The sequence below is a fragment of the Pseudomonas abietaniphila genome (assembly GCF_039697315.1).
Taxonomy (GTDB): Bacteria; Pseudomonadota; Gammaproteobacteria; order Pseudomonadales; family Pseudomonadaceae; genus Aquipseudomonas; species Aquipseudomonas abietaniphila_B.
This window is the reverse complement of the sequence record NZ_CP155619.1, coordinates 1,178,690-1,194,487: the sequence shown is the minus strand read 5'-3', so window position 1 is coordinate 1,194,487 and position 15,798 is coordinate 1,178,690. Positions and strand designations below refer to the sequence as shown.

Sequence of the window (15,798 nt, the reverse complement as noted above, 5' to 3'; positions counted from 1 at the left end):
ATGCATGCTCAAATCGCCCGTTGTCACCGACGCTTGAAGATCTGCAAGGTCCACGCCAGACTAACGTGGCGTGCAGCGTGCAAATCCGTACAATGCCCGATGTTGTTTAACCTTATTTCAAGTCGCCTGTCGAGCGTGCCTTCAACGATGTTGTCGTCTCAAGGCTCTCAGGGATTGGTCAGTACTATTTCGTCGATGCAGTCGTTCATAGTCAACCACTAAGATGTTCGCGCTAGCGCGCAGGAATTGAAGCGTTTTGAAGAAATCCACCGCAGCACCCAGCCCCGTACCGCTCTGGCGGCAGCATTTGCACTACCGACTCAAGGAAGGTGCGCTGATCGCATTCGGCTTTTTGTGCCTGTACCTGATGATGGCCTTGCTGACCTACGATCAAGGCGATCCAGGCTGGAGTCACACCAGCAGTTCCATGCAGGTGCAGAATGCCGCCGGTCGCGCGGGCGCATTCGCCGCCGACATCCTGTTCATGGTGCTGGGCTACTTTGCCTACATCTTCCCGTTGTTACTCGGCGTCAAGGCGTATCAGGTGTTCCGTCACCGGCATGAGCCTTGGCAGTGGAGCGGCTGGCTGTTCTCCTGGCGCCTGATCGGTCTGGTGTTTCTGGTGCTCGCAGGCGCAGCGCTGGCGCACATTCATTTCCACTCCGCCTCCGGGCTGCCCGGTTCTGCCGGCGGCGTACTGGGTGAAGTGCTCGGTGATCTGGCCAAGCGCGCGCTCAACGTGCAGGGCAGCACCTTGCTGTTCATTGCGCTGTTCCTGTTCGGCCTGACCGTGTTCACCGATCTGTCGTGGTTCAAGGTCATGGACACCACGGGCAAGATCACGCTGGACCTCTTCGAGCTGTTTCAGGGTGCGATCAACCGTTGGTGGACGGCGCGTAATGAACGCAAGCACATGGTTGCGCAACTGCGTGAAGTCGACATGCGTATCGATGAGGTGGTCGCGCCGGTGGCGCCCGATCGTCGTGAGCAGGCCAAGGCCAAAGAGCGTTTGATCGAGCGCGAACAGGTGCTGACCGAACACATGGCAGCGCGCGAGAAACACATCCCTGCCGTCATCGCGCCGGCGCCGACCCGCCCGCCTGAGCCCAGCAAGCGCGTCCAGAAGGAAAAACAGGCGCCATTGTTCGTCGACAGCGCCGTGGAAGGCACCTTGCCGCCGATTTCGATTCTCGATCCTGCCGAAAAGAAACAGCTCAACTATTCGCCTGAATCTCTGGCGGCGGTCGGCCACTTGCTGGAAATCAAGCTCAAGGAGTTCGGCGTCGAAGTCTCCGTGGACTCGATTCACCCAGGCCCGGTCATCACCCGTTACGAGATCCAGCCGGCAGCGGGTGTGAAAGTCAGCCGCATTGCCAACCTGGCGAAGGACCTTGCACGATCCCTGGCCGTGACCAGCGTTCGTGTGGTCGAGGTCATTCCCGGCAAGACCACCGTCGGTATCGAAATTCCCAACGAAGACCGCCAGATCGTGCGCTTCTCCGAGGTCCTGTCGACCCCGGAATACGACAACTTCAAATCGCCGGTCACCCTGGCGCTTGGTCATGACATCGGCGGCAAGCCGATCATCACCGACCTTGCGAAGATGCCTCACCTGCTGGTCGCCGGTACCACCGGTTCCGGTAAGTCGGTGGGTGTGAACGCGATGATCCTTTCGATCCTGTTCAAATCGGGACCGGAAGACGCCAAGCTGATCATGATCGACCCGAAAATGCTCGAGCTGTCGATCTACGAAGGTATCCCGCACTTGCTGTGTCCGGTCGTGACCGACATGAAAGACGCCGCCAATGCCCTGCGCTGGTCGGTGGCGGAAATGGAACGTCGCTACAAGCTCATGGCGAAAATGGGCGTGCGGAACCTGTCGGGCTTCAACCACAAGGTCAAAGAAGCCGAGGACGCCGGTACGCCGTTGTCCGACCCGTTGTACCACCGCGAAAGCATTCACGACGAAGCGCCGCTGCTGACCAAGCTGCCGACCATCGTCGTGGTGGTCGACGAGTTCGCCGACATGATGATGATCGTCGGCAAGAAGGTCGAAGAGCTTATTGCACGTATTGCTCAGAAGGCGCGGGCGGCCGGTATTCACTTGATCCTCGCGACCCAGCGTCCTTCGGTTGACGTGATCACGGGTCTGATCAAGGCCAACATCCCGACTCGTATGGCGTTCCAGGTGTCGAGCAAGATCGACTCCCGGACGATCATCGACCAGGGCGGTGCCGAGCAACTGTTGGGTCACGGTGACATGCTCTATATGCCGCCCGGCACCAGCCTGCCGATTCGTGTCCACGGTGCATTCGTGTCCGATGACGAGGTGCACCGCGTCGTTGAGGCCTGGAAGCTGCGTGGCACGCCGCAATACAACGACGACATTCTGGCGGGCGTTGAGGAAGCGGGCAGCGGCTTTGACAGTGGGGGCGGCGGTGGCGACGGCGACGACAGCGAGACCGATGCGCTGTACGACGAGGCGGTCAACTTCGTGCTGGAAAGCCGTCGCGCGTCGATTTCCGCCGTGCAGCGCAAGCTCAAGATTGGCTACAACCGCGCCGCGCGCATGATCGAAGCCATGGAAATGGCCGGCGTCGTGACCTCGATGAACACCAATGGCTCGCGGGAAGTGATTGCGCCAGCCCCTATGCGTGACTGACACTTTACGTCACGAGTGACTGGACGGCGCCACTAGGGCGCCGTCCGGCTTTAACCCAACTCAAAGAGGAATCCCATGCGTCTTATCCGCATGTTGTTGGTATCTGCACTGGCCGTTTCTGCTTTTTCTGCCCACGCCGACAGCAAAGACGTCGCGCGCTTGACTCAGTTGCTGGAAAACTCGAAAACCCTGAGCGGCAACTTTTCGCAGTTGACGCTGGATGGAGGCGGTACGCAGTTGCAGGAGACCTCCGGCAACATGGTTCTGCAGCGCCCGGGCCTGTTCTACTGGCACACCAACGCACCTCAAGAGCAGACCATGGTGTCCGATGGCAAGAAAGTCACGCTATGGGACCCTGACCTGGAGCAGGTCACCATCAAGACGCTGGACCAGCGCCTGACCCAGACCCCGGCATTGCTGCTGTCCGGTGACGTGTCGAAAATCAGCGAGAGCTTCGACATCACGGCCAAGGAAGCGGGCGGCGTGATCGACTTCGTGCTCAAGCCGAAATCCAAGGACACGTTGTTCGACAACCTGCGTCTGTCCTTCCGCAACGGCATGATCAACGACATGCAGTTGATCGACAGCGTCGGCCAGCGCACCAATATCCTGTTCACCGGCGTCAAGGCGAACGAGCCTGTCGCGGCGAGCAAATTCAAGTTCGATATCCCGAAGGGCGCTGACGTCATTCAGGAATAAGAGGCGCTAACGTCTTCAATGGACCTGTTCAGCAGTGAACCGATTGCCCAGCCCTTGGCTGCCCGCTTGCGGGCCACCAATCTGGATGAGTACGTCGGTCAGCAACACCTGCTCGCCCACGGCAAGCCCCTGCGCGAAGCGCTGGAGCAGGGAGCGCTGCATTCGATGATTTTCTGGGGACCGCCCGGCGTGGGTAAAACCACGCTGGCGCGGTTGCTGGCAAAGGTCTCGGATGCGCACTTCGAAACGGTGTCTGCCGTGCTGGCGGGTGTGAAAGAGATCCGTCAGGCGGTCGAAGTCGCCAAGCAGCAGGCCGGCCAATACGGTCGCCGGACGATCCTGTTCGTCGACGAAGTGCATCGTTTCAACAAGTCGCAGCAAGATGCCTTTCTGCCTTACGTTGAAGACGGCACGCTGATTTTCATCGGCGCCACCACGGAAAACCCTTCTTTCGAACTCAACAACGCCTTGCTGTCGCGAGCGCGCGTCTATGTGCTGAAAAGCCTCGACGAAGCGGCGTTGCGTCAGTTGGTTGACCGGGCCCTGACTGAAGAACGCGGACTGGGCAATCGTCATCTGACCCTGGGTGATGAAGCTTTCAAGACGCTGTTGGCGGCTGCCGATGGCGATGGCCGACGGATGCTCAACCTGTTGGAAAACGCCTCGGACCTGGCTGAGGACGGCAGTGAAATCGAACCGGAATTGCTGGCCAGCCTGCTCGGTGACAGCCGTCGGCGTTTCGACAAAGGCGGCGAGGCGTTCTACGACCAGATCTCCGCCCTGCACAAATCCATTCGCGGTTCCAACCCCGATGCGGCGCTGTACTGGTTCGCGCGGATGATCGATGGCGGTTGCGATCCCCTGTATCTGGCACGGCGCGTAGTGCGCATGGCCAGTGAAGACATCGGCAATGCCGACCCGCGCGCGCTGCCTTTGTGCATGTCGGCATGGGACGTTCAGGAGCGCCTCGGCAGCCCGGAAGGTGAGCTGGCGGTGGCGCAGGCCATCGTGTATCTGGCGTGCGCGCCGAAAAGTAACGCCGTGTACATTGGCTTCAAGATGGCCATGCGCGAAGCGACCGAGCATGGGTCGCTGGAAGTACCACTGCATCTGCGGAACGCGCCGACCAAACTGATGAAGCAGCTCGGATACGGCGAAGAGTACCGGTATGCCCATGACGAGCCGGATGCGTACGCGGCAGGCGAAGACTACTTTCCTGAGGACCTCGAGCCACGTCAGTATTACCAGCCGGTGCCCCGTGGCCTCGAGCTGAAAATCGGCGAAAAACTCAAGCATCTGGCCGCCCTCGACCGCGCCAGTCCCCGTCAACGGAGAAAATAATGATTCAATTGATTCTTGCCGTGTCCGCCGGGGGCGTGGCTGGTACATTATTGCGCTTTGCCACGGGTAACGTTGTTTCCGCGAACTGGCCACGGTATTTCTATACCGCCACGCTGGCCGTCAACCTGGTGGGCTGTTTGTTGATCGGTTTCCTGTACGGGCTGTTTCTGATTCGCCCGGAGGTGCCGATCGAAGTGCGTGCCGGTTTGATGGTGGGCTTTTTAGGGGGCCTGACGACGTTTTCGTCCTTTTCGCTGGACACGATTCGTCTGCTGGAAAGCGGTCAGGCTCCTCTCGCCATTGGCTACGCGTTGATCAGTGTACTTGGCGGCCTGCTCGCGACCTGGGCTGGCCTGTCTTTGACCCGAATTTAATAAACCCGATTCAATAACGAGGCAACGATATGCTCGACTCCAAACTGTTACGTACCCAACTTCAGGACGTAGCGGATCGCCTGGCTTCCCGTGGTTTCACACTGGACGTGGCCCGTATCGAAGCGCTGGAAAACCAGCGCAAGACTGTGCAGACCCGCACAGAGCAGCTTCAGGCAGAGCGTAACGCCCGTTCCAAATCCATTGGCCAGGCCAAGCAACGCGGCGAAGACATCGCGCCGCTGATGGCTGACATCGACCGCATGGCTGAAGAGCTGAGCAGCGGCAAGAAAGAACTGGACGGTATTCAGTCCGAGCTCGACGCCATGCTGCTGAGCATGCCTAACCTGCCGCACGAATCGGTGCCGGTCGGTGCTGACGAAGAGGAAAACGTCGAAGTGCGCAAGTGGGGCACTCCGGCGTCGTTCGATTTCGAGGTCAAGGACCACGTCGCGCTGGGCGAAAAATTCGGCTGGCTGGACTTCGAAACCGCCGCCAAATTGTCCGGTGCCCGTTTCGCGCTGTTGCGTGGCCCGATCGCCCGTCTGCACCGCGCGCTGGCGCAGTTCATGATCACCCTGCACATCAACGAGCACGGTTACGAAGAGGCCTACACGCCTTATCTGGTCCAGGCCCCTGCACTGCAAGGCACGGGTCAGTTGCCGAAATTCGAGGAAGACCTGTTCAAGATCGCCCGCGAAGGCGAAGCCGATCTGTACCTGATTCCGACCGCCGAAGTGTCCCTGACCAACATTGTGTCCGGCGAAATCCTCGACGCTAAACAGCTGCCGTTGAAGTTCGTCGCACACACACCGTGCTTCCGCAGCGAAGCGGGCGCATCGGGTCGTGATACCCGCGGCATGATCCGTCAGCACCAGTTCGACAAGGTCGAGATGGTGCAGATCGTCGAGCCAGAAAAGTCCATGGAAGCCCTCGAAAGCCTGACCGGCAACGCCGAGCGCGTTCTGCAATTGCTGGAGCTGCCTTACCGCGTGCTGGCGCTGTGCACCGGCGATATGGGTTTCAGCGCGGTGAAGACGTACGACCTGGAAGTGTGGATTCCAAGCCAGGACAAGTACCGCGAAATCTCCTCGTGCTCCAACTGCGGTGATTTCCAGGCGCGTCGCATGCAGGCTCGCTGGCGCAATCCGGAAACCGGCAAACCTGAGCTGGTTCACACCCTCAACGGTTCGGGTCTGGCGGTCGGTCGTACCCTCGTTGCCGTGCTGGAAAACTACCAGCAGGCCGATGGTTCGATCCGCGTACCGGAAGTCCTGAAACCGTGGATGGGTGGCATCGAGGTCATCGGCTAAATGGAATTTCTGCCACTGTTCCACAACCTGCGGGGCGCCCGGGTATTGGTCGTGGGCGGCGGCGAGATTGCCTTGCGCAAGTCTCGCCTGCTGGCCGATGCCGGTGCGGTTTTGCGGGTGGTTGCACCCGAGATTGGAACAGAGCTGCGCGAGCTGATCGACAGCAGCGGTGGCGAGCAGATTCTGCGAGGTTACAGCGAGGCGGATCTTAACGGTTGCGTGCTGATCATTGCCGCCACCGACGACGAGCCGCTCAACGCTCAGGTGTCCGCCGATGCCCGTCAGCGGGGCGTGCCGGTCAATGTGGTGGACGCGCCTGCCTTGTGCAGCGTGATCTTCCCGGCCATCGTCGATCGCTCACCGCTGGTGATTGCGGTGTCCAGCGGCGGGGATGCTCCCGTGCTGGCACGCTTGATCCGCGCCAAGATCGAAAGCTGGATCCCGCCCACCTATGGCCATCTCGCCGGGCTTGCGGCGCGCTTCCGCCACCAGGTGAAAAACCTGTTCCCGAATGTGCAGCAACGCCGCGCATTCTGGGAGGAGGTGTTTCAGGGGCCGATCGCCGATCGGCAACTGGCCGGGCAGGGCGCTGAAGCCGAGCGTTTGCTCCAGGCGAAAATCGATGGTGAACCGCCCGCGACCACCGGAGAGGTGTATCTGGTCGGGGCGGGGCCGGGCGATCCGGATCTGCTGACCTTCAAAGCCTTGCGGCTGATGCAGCAAGCCGATGTGGTGCTGTACGACCGTCTGGTGGCGCCCGCCATTCTCGAACTGTGTCGTCGTGACGCGGACCGGATCTATGTCGGCAAGCAACGCGCCGATCACGCCGTGCCGCAGGATCAGATCAACCAGCAATTGGTGGTTCTGGCCAAACAGGGCAAGCGGGTGGTGCGGCTCAAGGGCGGCGATCCGTTCATCTTCGGCCGTGGCGGCGAAGAAATCGAAGAACTGGCGGCCCATGGCATCCCGTTCCAGGTCGTGCCGGGCATTACGGCGGCCAGCGGTTGTGCGGCCTACGCGGGGATTCCCCTGACCCACCGCGACCATGCGCAATCCGTGCGTTTCGTGACGGGCCACCTGAAAGACGGCACCACTGACTTGCCGTGGAAGGATCTGGTGTCGCCTGCGCAAACGCTGGTGTTCTACATGGGCCTGATCGGGTTGCCGATTATCTGCAGCGAACTGATCAAACACGGTCGGTCCGCCGATACGCCTGCCGCGCTGATTCAGCAGGGCACGACGACCAACCAGCGCGTGTTCACCGGCACCCTCGCCAATTTGCCGCAACTGGTCGCGGAGCATGAAGTGCATGCGCCGACGCTGGTGATCGTGGGTGAAGTGGTGATGTTGCGGGAGAAACTGGCGTGGTTCGAAGGCGCTCAGGCGAGCGTTTGATCAAGCGCTGACTCGACGCTGCAGGAGCCGGCTTGTTGCGAGCCGGCTCCTACACGATTGTTGCCCTTATTTCACGCGTTCTGCAGGATGCCTTTTCCGCTCAAACGTTCACGATCATGCTCCCTGCTGAAATCCTGCTCCGGACCTTTCGGCACCACACCCGTCGGGTTGATGGTGGCGTGGCTGGCGTAGTAGTGGTGCTTGATGTGCACGAAATCCACGGTGTCGGCCACGCCTGGCAGTTGGTACATCTCGCGTAGCCAGTTGCTCAGGTTCGGGTAGTCGGCGATGCGGCGCAGGTTGCACTTGAAGTGACCGTGGTACACCGCGTCAAACCGTATCAGCGTGGTGAACAGGCGCACATCCGCTTCGGTCAGGTACTCGCCCGCCAGGTAACGCTTCTCACCCAGCAGCTTCTCCAGGGCGTCGAGTTCGGCAAACACCTCGTCGAACGCCTCTTCGTAAGCGCCTTGCGACGTGGCGAAGCCTGCGCGATACACACCGTTGTTCACGGCCGGGTAAATGCGGTCGTTGAGTTCGTTGATAGCAGGACGCAATGGCTCTGGGTAGAGGTCCAGGTGATTGCCCGTCAGATGGTCAAACGCCGAGTTGAACATGCGGATGATTTCAGACGACTCGTTGCTCACGATGCGTTGCAGCTTCTTGTCCCACAGCACGGGCACCGTGACTCGGCCGGTATAGTCTGGCGTGTCGGCCAGATAGCGCTGATACATGAAGGTGTGGCCGTCGAGCGGATCGCCGCTGGAGCCAGTCTGTTTGTCGAAGGTCCAGCCGTTTTCGCGCATCAGCCAGCTGACGACGGAAACGTCGATCAGGCTTTCCAGGCCTTTGAGCTTGCGCACGATCAGCGTGCGGTGCGCCCATGGGCAGGCCAGTGATACGTAAAGATGGTAACGGCGGGCTTCGGCCTTGAAGCCGCCTTCGCCGGACGGGCCTGGGCGACCATCGGCGGTGACCCAATTACGGCGTTTGGCCTGTTCACGCTGAAACGCCCCATCTTTGCTGCTTTCATACCACTGGTCATGCCAGCGCCCTTCGACGAGAAGGCCCATGTCTGACTCCAAAAAGTGTGTACTGATGTACGTTGGAGATCAGTCTAAAGGCAATCGTTCGAAGAAATAGCGCAAAGACTGGGGTGTAATAATCGGTTAAATCGATCGGTTCCGGTTCGCCCAGAACTGCTCGGCACGCTCGAAGGCTTCAGTTCGCGGCATACCGAGGCCGCGAAGGGCCAAGGCAATGGTCGCGATGAGGGCGAGTTGCGGGTAGCTGTCCTCAGCCTCGCCTCTCCAGAGAGCGACGAGCTGCTGTGGATCGAGGGTGGCCGGCTTGACGTGGCGACGCTCCGACAACGCGGGCCATTCCTCATCCCAGGGTTGACCATCGGTGGTGCCGTACAGGTGGCTGATGGTGTCTGGATTGATCTCGACTTCGCCGCCATCGCCCTTGATCACGATCGCGTGGTCGCCGAGCAGGCTGCTGGCGTCGCGGTGCACGGACTGATAACCCGGATGGAAGATACTTTGCAAACCGCAGCGCGCGCCGAGCGGATTGAGGATTCGCGCCAACGAGTGAATAGGCGAGCGCAGGCCCAAGGTGTTGCGCAGGTCTATCATGCGCTGCAATTGGGGCGCCCAGTCACCCAACGGGATAAAGGCGATGTTGTGTTGTTCCAGCGCTTCGCCGACCGCTTGCCAGCTGCGGCAGAGCGGAATACCGAGCAGCTCCAGTAGCTGTTCGCTGTAAAGACGGCCCGCCGTGTGTGCACCGCCGCCGTGAAGCAGCACACGGACGCCGTTTTGCGCCAGGCACTTGGCCGCCAGCAGATACCACGGCAAGTGACGCTTTTTGCCTGCATAGGTCGGCCAGTCAATGTCGACCGTTATTGGCGGGGCGGTCAGGCGTTCGCGAACGGCCTCGGTGAAGCCCGCCAGTTCCTCGGCACTCTCTTCCTTGTGTCGCAGCAGCATCAGGAAGGCGCCCAATTGGGTGTCTTCGACCTTTTCGTCGAGCACCATGCCCATGGCTTCCCGCGCTTCTTCGCGGGTCATGTTGCGTGCGCCGCGCTTTCCCTTGCCCAGGATGCGCACGAAGGGGGCAAACGGGTGTTCGGCAGGCGTTTCGGTGACGAGGGGGGCGAAATCGGTCATAAGCAATTGGTCGGCTTTGGCAGGCCCGCCAGCTTGGCGGCAAGTTTGGCGGGAGTGCCATTGAACAGGCGGTTGAGGTGCAGGCTGTTGCCTTTTTCCGCGCCCAGCTTCAGTGCGGTGTACTTCACCAGCGGGCGTGTGGCCGGTGACAGCTGGAACTCGGCATAAAAGGCGCGCAGCAGTTCGAGGATTTCCCAGTGATCGGGCGTCAGCACGAGGTCTTCTTCAAGAGCCAAGGCCTCAGCCACGGCGTTCGACCAGTCGTGAAGGTCCTCAAGGTAACCGTCCTTGTCCAGCACCAGGGTGCGCCCCTCGACAATGAGTTGCTTCATAGCCAGGTGTTCACCTTGTCGTACTGAACGGACAGCGCGACGAACTCAGGATAATCGACGCTTTTGACCCAGTCGGGAAGGGTCAGATTGCGCGCTTTGGCGTCTTCATCGAGCACGAACAGCGCCAAGCTTCCGACTTTCGCGTCGAGCGTCTGACGCGCCGTCGTGGACGGCGTGAGCGCGTACGTGGCGTCGCCGCACAACAAGATCGCGTCGTGGCTGCCGAGCACGCGCAGGCAACTGCTCAAACGCGAGTCGGCGAACGGAGAATGAGATAACACATGCAAGGTCGACATCAGATCGTGATCACTTGGTCATAACGGTCAATGAGCGCAGCGATGTCCTGATCGCGCAGGACCTGCAGCGGTTCGACGCTCAGTTCGGTCGGCGACAGGCCGCGCTCTGCGAGGCTGGTATGACAGGCAAACAGATCGTCGACACCGAACATCGACAGCGCCTGAAGGTTGGCGGTGATGTCCTTCTGCTGCAACGCGCTGGCACGCTGCGACGGCATCAACTGCAGTACGCCGTCGTCCATGAACAGCATGCCCAACGGTAAATCAAACGCGCCGCCCGCCAGGGCGATGTCCAGCGCTTCACGCGCGCTCGGACCGGACCACGGTGACTGGCGGCTGATGATCAGCAATGATTTCGGCATATCAAGGCCCTCCGAAGCAGATCAAGCGGTCAGCGGCCTGGACAGCGTCATGCAACTGCCCAAGACCGGACAAGTCCCACGGTTCTGCCAGGTTGGCAGCGGGGCGTGAGTAACGCTCGGCCTCTTGTGTATTCAGAACGCCCCTGCGCAGGCCGGCTGCGATGCACACCACGCCGTCGAGTTGGTGCTGGGTGACGAAATCGCGCCACTGCGCGGGCACGTCCAGCTCATCTTGCGGCGTAACGACGTTGGAGGAGACGCTGTGCACGCCGTCTTGGTAGAAGAACAACCGCACGATCTCATGCCCGCCAGCCAATGCGGCCTGCGCGAACAGCAAGGCTCGGCGCGAGGAGGGCGCGTGGGCGGGAGAATACAGGGCAATGGCGAACTTCATGGGCGGCTCGGTCAACGGACGGGCAAAGGTGAATGGAGGCAATGATAAAGAATTCAAGAACACCAGACAGCAAAAAGCCCGCCGAAGCGGGCTTTTTGTTAAGGCAGACTGTAAATCAGTCTTTGCTGCTGCCCATGATGCCGAAGATCTGCAACAGGCTGATGAACAGGTTGTAGATCGATACATACAGGCTGATGGTCGCCATGATGTAGTTGCGCTCACCGCCCTGAATGATGGCGCTGGTCTGGAACAGGATGCACACCGACGAGAACAGGACGAAACCTGCGCTGATCGCCAGTTGCAGGCCGCTGATCTGGAAGAACATGCTCGCCAGCACCGCGCCCAGCAACACGAAGAAGCCTGCGGTGATGAAGCCACCCAGGAAGCTCATGTCCTTGCGGGTGATCAGCACGTACGCCGACAGGCCACCGAACACCAGTGCCGTCATTGCAAACGCCGACGAAACCACTTCAGCGCCGCCCTGCATGCCCAGATAACGGTTAAGGATCGGGCCGAGGATGAACCCCATGAAACCGGTCAGCGCGAACGCCGACACCAGACCCCACGCCGAATCGCGCAGTTTGTTGGTGAGGAAGAACAGACCGTAGAAGCCGATCAGCACCACGAAAACGTTCGGGTAGCGCACATGCATCTGCTGCGCGACGAACGCCATGATGCCGCTGAAAGCCAAAGTGAGGGCCAGAAGGCCGTATGTGTTGCGCAGGACGCGGCTAACCTCTAGCTGCTCGACCTGCACGCGGTTGTTGACTGCGTAATCCTGTTCGCGCATGGCGCTACTCCTGATGGTGAAATGAGTCGTTTGAAATCTCAAGTTGCAAAGATCATAACAGAGCCGTGAGGACACGCGAGTCAGAGAGTTTGACAGCTTGTTTCATTACGGTATTATGGCGCCCGCAACGCAATTGGAGGTGTGGCCGAGTGGTTTAAGGCAGCAGTCTTGAAAACTGCCGACTGTAACAGGTCCCTGAGTTCGAATCTCTGCGCCTCCGCCATATTCTGTACCGCAAAGCCCTGATTATTCAGGGCTTTGTCGTTTCTGGGATTCGGGTTTTGGGTCAATGAGCGTCGCCCATCGCCCCGTCGAAGAAACCCCTATCCCGCCATTCAGTTATCGCCGTGCCTTCGCCTTCACCACCTTCAACCTCGCAATAGCCTGGTTGTGCAAATACTGCCTCACCGCATCATGGTGCTCGGTGCTGGCGTGATAACAGTCCAGCAACCCCAGCAGATACCCTTCAGCCATCGCGTGATAGCGCGAGACGCTTTCCCGGGTGTCGCTGGTTTGCAGTTTGGCGATCAGCTCATCGATCCGCGCGCGGTGTTCGCTGGAGAACCAGCCGTCTTGGGGCGGTGACCCGGCTTCTTCCGATACTGTGGTGTCCAGACTCACTCAACCTCCCGGGACGCGACGATGCTGTCGCGACGATGTTCAGGCAATCGTCCAGGGTGCTCCCCCGGTGTCGATGTCACTTCGTCACATATAGTGTTTAAAGGGCGGGGAGTAAATATGGCGGCGCGTGGATTGTTGCTATCATTGCGACATCAAGCCACGCCATTTCCTTCCGAAATAAGCACTTCAGCCGCTTACAATTGGCGCCGCACACCAGACCCGTTCATGCAGTAGGCAGTATATGGCGCTCGACCCCACGACTATGTTGACCCTTTCGATCGCCCTCGCCGCGGCCGCTGCGCTGTACTTGGCCATTGAGTGGCGGCATGTGCGTGAGGCGTCGCTGCTGTTCTGGAGCGCGGGGTTTGCCACGATTACGATCGGTTCGACGCTGGCGTTGCTGCGCAGCAGCGGCATTTTGTTGATCGGTATCTGGTTCGCCAACGGCTTGCTGGTGGCGGCTCACTGGCTGTTCCTGCTGGGGGTCGCGCGCTTTACGGCGTCGAGGCTGTCCCGAGGCTGGTACCTGATCTTCGTGATCTGGGCGGGCATGCTGCTGTTGCCCAATGAGCCATGGTGGTCGAAGGTGATGCTGGCCAGCAACTCGGTGCTGGTGAGCGTGTTGATGTTAAAAGCCAGTTCGCTGCTGCGTCCGCACGGCACGTCGTTGAGCGTCGGGGCAGGGCAGTTGCGTTACGTGCTGCTGTTTCACGGTGCGTTCTATCTCGCCAAGGCGCTGATCGCCGTGATGCCGGGGACGCTGATTGACCTCGCGGCGTTTCGTGGCGAGATCATCCAGGTTTCTCTGGTTGAAGGCGCGATGGCGATCATGTTCATTGCGCTGGCAATGACCGGGTCCGAGCGCTATCGCCGCGAAAAGCGGATCGAGCGGTTGGCCGCGCGCGATCCGTTGACGGCGCTGTACAACCGGCGGGCGCTGGAAGTCCGGGCGCCGCGTGTGCTCGAAGACGTCACTGCCGAGCGGCCGGGTGCCTTGCTGTTGATTGATATCGATAATTTCAAGTCGGTCAACGATCTGTTCGGGCATACCGCAGGCGACCGCTTGCTGGTAGCGCTGAGCGAATTGATTCGCTCTACCTTGCCCGAGGGTGCGCTTGCCGCGCGATTGGGCGGCGATGAGTTCGTCCTATTGCTGCGCGGGGCGTCGTGCGAGGGAATCGAGGCGCTGGCAAGCGCTCTGCGCGAACAGTTTAACCGCACGGCGGCGCAGACCTTCGAGACGCCCGAAGCCGTCACGTTGAGCATCGGCGCCAGCCTGTTCGACCAACCACCGGCGAGCCTTGCAGCCTTGATCGAACAAGGCGACGCCGCGCTGTATGAGTCCAAGCGGGCGGGGCGCGACCGCATTCGTCTCGTTGATCGCAGGGTGGCGGGCAATGAAACCACGCGTTCCTGATACAGATCGTCTCTTCCGCCCGGTCTGCTGAACATTCAGATCAAGGGTCACGTTGGGCGCATGCCCTTGGTCTGAACATTGCTACGACCTCGCTGCAGGTTGTCGCAACAACTGAAAATTGGCGTTCTGACACCTCGCACCCATCCCCGCCGCCATGTATCGGCATGCTCCCAGATGAGCGTGCCATGGAGTCCACCTTGAGTACCCTCTCGGAAATTGCAGCAAACCTGTTGAAGCGTGAACGTGTTACTCGAGTGTCGGCTGAGGAAGTCGCAGCGCAGGATTCGGCGGGCTGGGACGCATTGATGACGGATGCCAGACGCAGCGACATCCATCAGTGGCAGGCGTCGCTGAGTCAGCACATTGCGGACAATCAGGGGCAGCGACGAGTCACCGTGCTGCGGGTGATCGAAGGCGGATTGTCCTGATCACGTCGTTCTCGACGTCCGGATGAATACCTGAGGCAGCGCGCCCGGTCGCGCTGCGCATTGCCCGCTTTAACAAAAAAAACGTTTCATCGACAGAAGTCTGTCCTTTAAGCGCTATTCATCGGCTTATTGGCGTTAGCCGGTCCTTGTCCACAGGCGTAGAGTCACAACCCTGTCCCAGGTATATCCGGATATTTCACATGACTCGTCCTCGCTTCCTCCCCGACAACTTCACCCTGGCGCTGGTCACGGTGGTGATCATTGCCAGTCTTCTTCCCGCCAGCGGTCAGGTCGCCGTAGGGTTTGGCTGGTTGACCAATATCGCGATTGCGCTGCTGTTCTTTCTGCACGGCGCCAAGCTGTCTCGTGAGTCGATCATTGCGGGCGCCGGGCATTGGCGGTTGCACCTGTTGGTGTTCGGTCTGACGTTTGTGGCGTTTCCGCTGATCGGGCTGGCGCTCAAGCCAGTGCTGTCTCCGCTGATCGGCAAAGACCTCTATATGGGTGTCCTTTATCTGTGCGCGTTGCCCGCCACGGTGCAGTCGGCCATTGCCTTCACCTCACTGGCACGCGGCAATATTCCGGCGGCGATCTGCAGCGCCGCCGCGTCGAGTCTGTTCGGCATCTTCCTGACACCGTTGCTGGTGACCCTGCTGTTGAACGTACACGGCGAGGGCAGTTCGACGGTCGATGCCATCGTGAAAATCAGCGTGCAACTCTTGTTGCCGTTCGTGGCCGGTCAGATCATGCGCCGCTGGATCGGCGCCTGGGTCGGCCGCAACAAAAACTGGCTGAAGTTCGTGGATCAGGGTTCGATTCTGTTGGTGGTGTACGGCGCGTTCAGCGAAGCCGTGAACGAAGGCATCTGGCACAAGATTCCGCTCTGGGATCTCGGTGGTCTGGTCGTGGTTTGCTGCGTCCTGCTGGGCCTGGTGCTGCTGGCGTCTACGTTGCTGGGCAAGCTGTTCGGTTTCAATATCGAAGACCGCATCACCATTCTGTTCTGCGGTTCGAAGAAAAGTCTGGCCACTGGCGTACCGATGGCGCAGGTGCTGTTCGCGGGGAGCACGATCGGCGTGCTGATTCTGCCGCTGATGCTGTTCCATCAGATCCAGCTGATGGTCTGCGCGGTGCTGGCGCAGCGATATGCCAAACGCAATGAATCCGTGCCGGAGCTGATGGCGCAAGTCGATCCTTGATCGGCGG

At 60.2% G+C, this 15,798-nt stretch carries 17 protein-coding genes and 1 tRNA gene; 10 read left to right on the top strand and 8 right to left on the bottom strand.

All coding sequences use genetic code 11. From position 1 onward, the window contains the following. Nucleotides 1–256: 256 nt before the first annotated feature. The 6 genes from ftsK to cysG all read left to right on the top strand — a co-directional run bounded on the left by ftsK (nucleotide 257) and on the right by cysG (nucleotide 7,781). Nucleotides 257–2,662: a DNA translocase FtsK gene (ftsK, locus tag ABDX87_RS05270; RefSeq protein ID WP_346831936.1), complete on the top strand. Its 2,406-nt coding sequence runs from the start codon at nucleotides 257–259 to the stop codon at nucleotides 2,660–2,662. Between the two features lie 75 nt (nucleotides 2,663–2,737). Further along, on the top strand, nucleotides 2,738–3,361 hold the full coding sequence (gene lolA / locus ABDX87_RS05265) for an outer membrane lipoprotein chaperone LolA (RefSeq protein WP_346831935.1): 624 nt from the start codon (nucleotides 2,738–2,740) through the stop codon (nucleotides 3,359–3,361). 18 nt (nucleotides 3,362–3,379) lie between these two features. Beyond that, nucleotides 3,380–4,702 carry a replication-associated recombination protein A gene (locus ABDX87_RS05260; RefSeq protein WP_346831934.1) on the top strand — a complete coding sequence of 441 codons (1,323 nt, stop codon included), beginning with the start codon at nucleotides 3,380–3,382 and terminating at the stop codon, nucleotides 4,700–4,702. After that, nucleotides 4,702–5,076, top strand: a complete 375-nt coding sequence (crcB, locus tag ABDX87_RS05255; RefSeq protein ID WP_346831933.1) for a fluoride efflux transporter CrcB — start codon at nucleotides 4,702–4,704, stop codon at nucleotides 5,074–5,076. The genes ABDX87_RS05260 and crcB overlap by 1 nt, the downstream gene beginning before the upstream one ends. A 29-nt stretch (nucleotides 5,077–5,105) precedes the next feature. After that, nucleotides 5,106–6,386, top strand: coding sequence for a serine--tRNA ligase (gene serS, locus ABDX87_RS05250; RefSeq protein ID WP_346831932.1), 1,281 nt, complete (start codon nucleotides 5,106–5,108; stop codon nucleotides 6,384–6,386). Beyond that, on the top strand, nucleotides 6,387–7,781 hold the full coding sequence (gene cysG / locus ABDX87_RS05245) for a siroheme synthase CysG (RefSeq protein ID WP_346831931.1): 1,395 nt from the start codon (nucleotides 6,387–6,389) through the stop codon (nucleotides 7,779–7,781). Between the two features lie 71 nt (nucleotides 7,782–7,852). On the opposite strand, the gene ABDX87_RS05240 is transcribed toward cysG, so the two are convergent. The 7 genes from ABDX87_RS05240 to ABDX87_RS05210 all read right to left on the bottom strand — a co-directional run bounded on the left by ABDX87_RS05240 (nucleotide 7,853) and on the right by ABDX87_RS05210 (nucleotide 12,126). After that, entirely contained in the window at nucleotides 7,853–8,854 is a 1,002-nt protein-coding gene (locus ABDX87_RS05240) for a glutathione S-transferase family protein (RefSeq protein ID WP_346831930.1), read from the bottom strand. Between the two features lie 96 nt (nucleotides 8,855–8,950). Continuing rightward, complete coding sequence (locus ABDX87_RS05235) at nucleotides 8,951–9,952, bottom strand: glycosyl transferase family protein (protein WP_346831929.1); 1,002 nt, start codon at nucleotides 9,950–9,952, stop codon at nucleotides 8,951–8,953. After that, a complete protein-coding gene (locus ABDX87_RS05230) occupies nucleotides 9,949–10,284 on the bottom strand; it encodes a TusE/DsrC/DsvC family sulfur relay protein (RefSeq protein WP_346831928.1) in 336 nt (111 codons plus the stop codon). Before ABDX87_RS05230 ends, ABDX87_RS05235 begins: the two co-directional genes overlap by 4 nt. Then, entirely contained in the window at nucleotides 10,281–10,580 is a 300-nt protein-coding gene (gene tusB / locus ABDX87_RS05225) for a sulfurtransferase complex subunit TusB (protein WP_346831927.1), read from the bottom strand. Before tusB ends, ABDX87_RS05230 begins: the two co-directional genes overlap by 4 nt. Further along, entirely contained in the window at nucleotides 10,580–10,942 is a 363-nt protein-coding gene (gene tusC, locus ABDX87_RS05220; RefSeq protein WP_346831926.1) for a sulfurtransferase complex subunit TusC, read from the bottom strand. The genes tusB and tusC overlap by 1 nt, the downstream gene beginning before the upstream one ends. A 1-nt stretch (nucleotide 10,943) precedes the next feature. Continuing rightward, complete coding sequence (gene tusD, locus ABDX87_RS05215) at nucleotides 10,944–11,336, bottom strand: sulfurtransferase complex subunit TusD (RefSeq protein WP_346831925.1); 393 nt, start codon at nucleotides 11,334–11,336, stop codon at nucleotides 10,944–10,946. A gap of 115 nt (nucleotides 11,337–11,451) precedes the next feature. Then, nucleotides 11,452–12,126 (bottom strand): Bax inhibitor-1/YccA family protein, encoded by a 675-nt coding sequence (locus tag ABDX87_RS05210; RefSeq protein ID WP_346831924.1) that lies wholly within the window; start codon nucleotides 12,124–12,126, stop codon nucleotides 11,452–11,454. Between the two features lie 135 nt (nucleotides 12,127–12,261). Between ABDX87_RS05210 and ABDX87_RS05205 the strand changes: the two genes are divergently transcribed. Continuing rightward, a tRNA-Ser gene (locus ABDX87_RS05205) sits at nucleotides 12,262–12,349 on the top strand. A gap of 116 nt (nucleotides 12,350–12,465) precedes the next feature. On the opposite strand, the gene ABDX87_RS05200 is transcribed toward ABDX87_RS05205, so the two are convergent. Beyond that, nucleotides 12,466–12,747, bottom strand: a complete 282-nt coding sequence (locus ABDX87_RS05200; protein ID WP_346831923.1) for a hypothetical protein — start codon at nucleotides 12,745–12,747, stop codon at nucleotides 12,466–12,468. Between the two features lie 241 nt (nucleotides 12,748–12,988). Between ABDX87_RS05200 and ABDX87_RS05195 the strand changes: the two genes are divergently transcribed. From ABDX87_RS05195 to ABDX87_RS05185, 3 genes are all read left to right on the top strand, one after another. Next, on the top strand, nucleotides 12,989–14,164 hold the full coding sequence (locus ABDX87_RS05195) for a GGDEF domain-containing protein (protein WP_346831922.1): 1,176 nt from the start codon (nucleotides 12,989–12,991) through the stop codon (nucleotides 14,162–14,164). Nucleotides 14,165–14,361: 197 nt separating this feature from the next. Beyond that, complete coding sequence (locus ABDX87_RS05190; protein ID WP_346831921.1) at nucleotides 14,362–14,592, top strand: hypothetical protein; 231 nt, start codon at nucleotides 14,362–14,364, stop codon at nucleotides 14,590–14,592. Between the two features lie 200 nt (nucleotides 14,593–14,792). Further along, the gene (locus ABDX87_RS05185; RefSeq protein ID WP_346831920.1) at nucleotides 14,793–15,791 is read left to right on the top strand and encodes a bile acid:sodium symporter family protein; all 999 of its coding nucleotides are present in this window, start codon (nucleotides 14,793–14,795) and stop codon (nucleotides 15,789–15,791) included. The last annotated feature ends 7 nt before the right edge of the window (nucleotides 15,792–15,798 follow it).

What these genes read in the sequence shown, in the direction of transcription:
- cysG (WP_346831931.1), top strand. Translation starts at nt 6,387, where the DNA reads ATGGAATTTCTGCCACTGTTCCACAACCTGCGGGGCGCCCGGGTATTG.
- ABDX87_RS05260 (WP_346831934.1), top strand. Translation starts at nt 3,380, where the DNA reads ATGGACCTGTTCAGCAGTGAACCGATTGCCCAGCCCTTGGCTGCCCGC.
- ABDX87_RS05240 (WP_346831930.1), bottom strand. Translation starts at nt 8,854, where the DNA reads ATGGGCCTTCTCGTCGAAGGGCGCTGGCATGACCAGTGGTATGAAAGC.
- ABDX87_RS05230 (WP_346831928.1), bottom strand. Translation starts at nt 10,284, where the DNA reads ATGAAGCAACTCATTGTCGAGGGGCGCACCCTGGTGCTGGACAAGGAC.
- tusB (WP_346831927.1), bottom strand. Translation starts at nt 10,580, where the DNA reads ATGTCGACCTTGCATGTGTTATCTCATTCTCCGTTCGCCGACTCGCGT.
- lolA (WP_346831935.1), top strand. Translation starts at nt 2,738, where the DNA reads ATGCGTCTTATCCGCATGTTGTTGGTATCTGCACTGGCCGTTTCTGCT.
- ABDX87_RS05235 (WP_346831929.1), bottom strand. Translation starts at nt 9,952, where the DNA reads ATGACCGATTTCGCCCCCCTCGTCACCGAAACGCCTGCCGAACACCCG.
- crcB (WP_346831933.1), top strand. Translation starts at nt 4,702, where the DNA reads ATGATTCAATTGATTCTTGCCGTGTCCGCCGGGGGCGTGGCTGGTACA.
- ABDX87_RS05185 (WP_346831920.1), top strand. Translation starts at nt 14,793, where the DNA reads ATGACTCGTCCTCGCTTCCTCCCCGACAACTTCACCCTGGCGCTGGTC.
- tusC (WP_346831926.1), bottom strand. Translation starts at nt 10,942, where the DNA reads ATGCCGAAATCATTGCTGATCATCAGCCGCCAGTCACCGTGGTCCGGT.
- ABDX87_RS05195 (WP_346831922.1), top strand. Translation starts at nt 12,989, where the DNA reads ATGGCGCTCGACCCCACGACTATGTTGACCCTTTCGATCGCCCTCGCC.
- serS (WP_346831932.1), top strand. Translation starts at nt 5,106, where the DNA reads ATGCTCGACTCCAAACTGTTACGTACCCAACTTCAGGACGTAGCGGAT.
- tusD (WP_346831925.1), bottom strand. Translation starts at nt 11,336, where the DNA reads ATGAAGTTCGCCATTGCCCTGTATTCTCCCGCCCACGCGCCCTCCTCG.
- ABDX87_RS05210 (WP_346831924.1), bottom strand. Translation starts at nt 12,126, where the DNA reads ATGCGCGAACAGGATTACGCAGTCAACAACCGCGTGCAGGTCGAGCAG.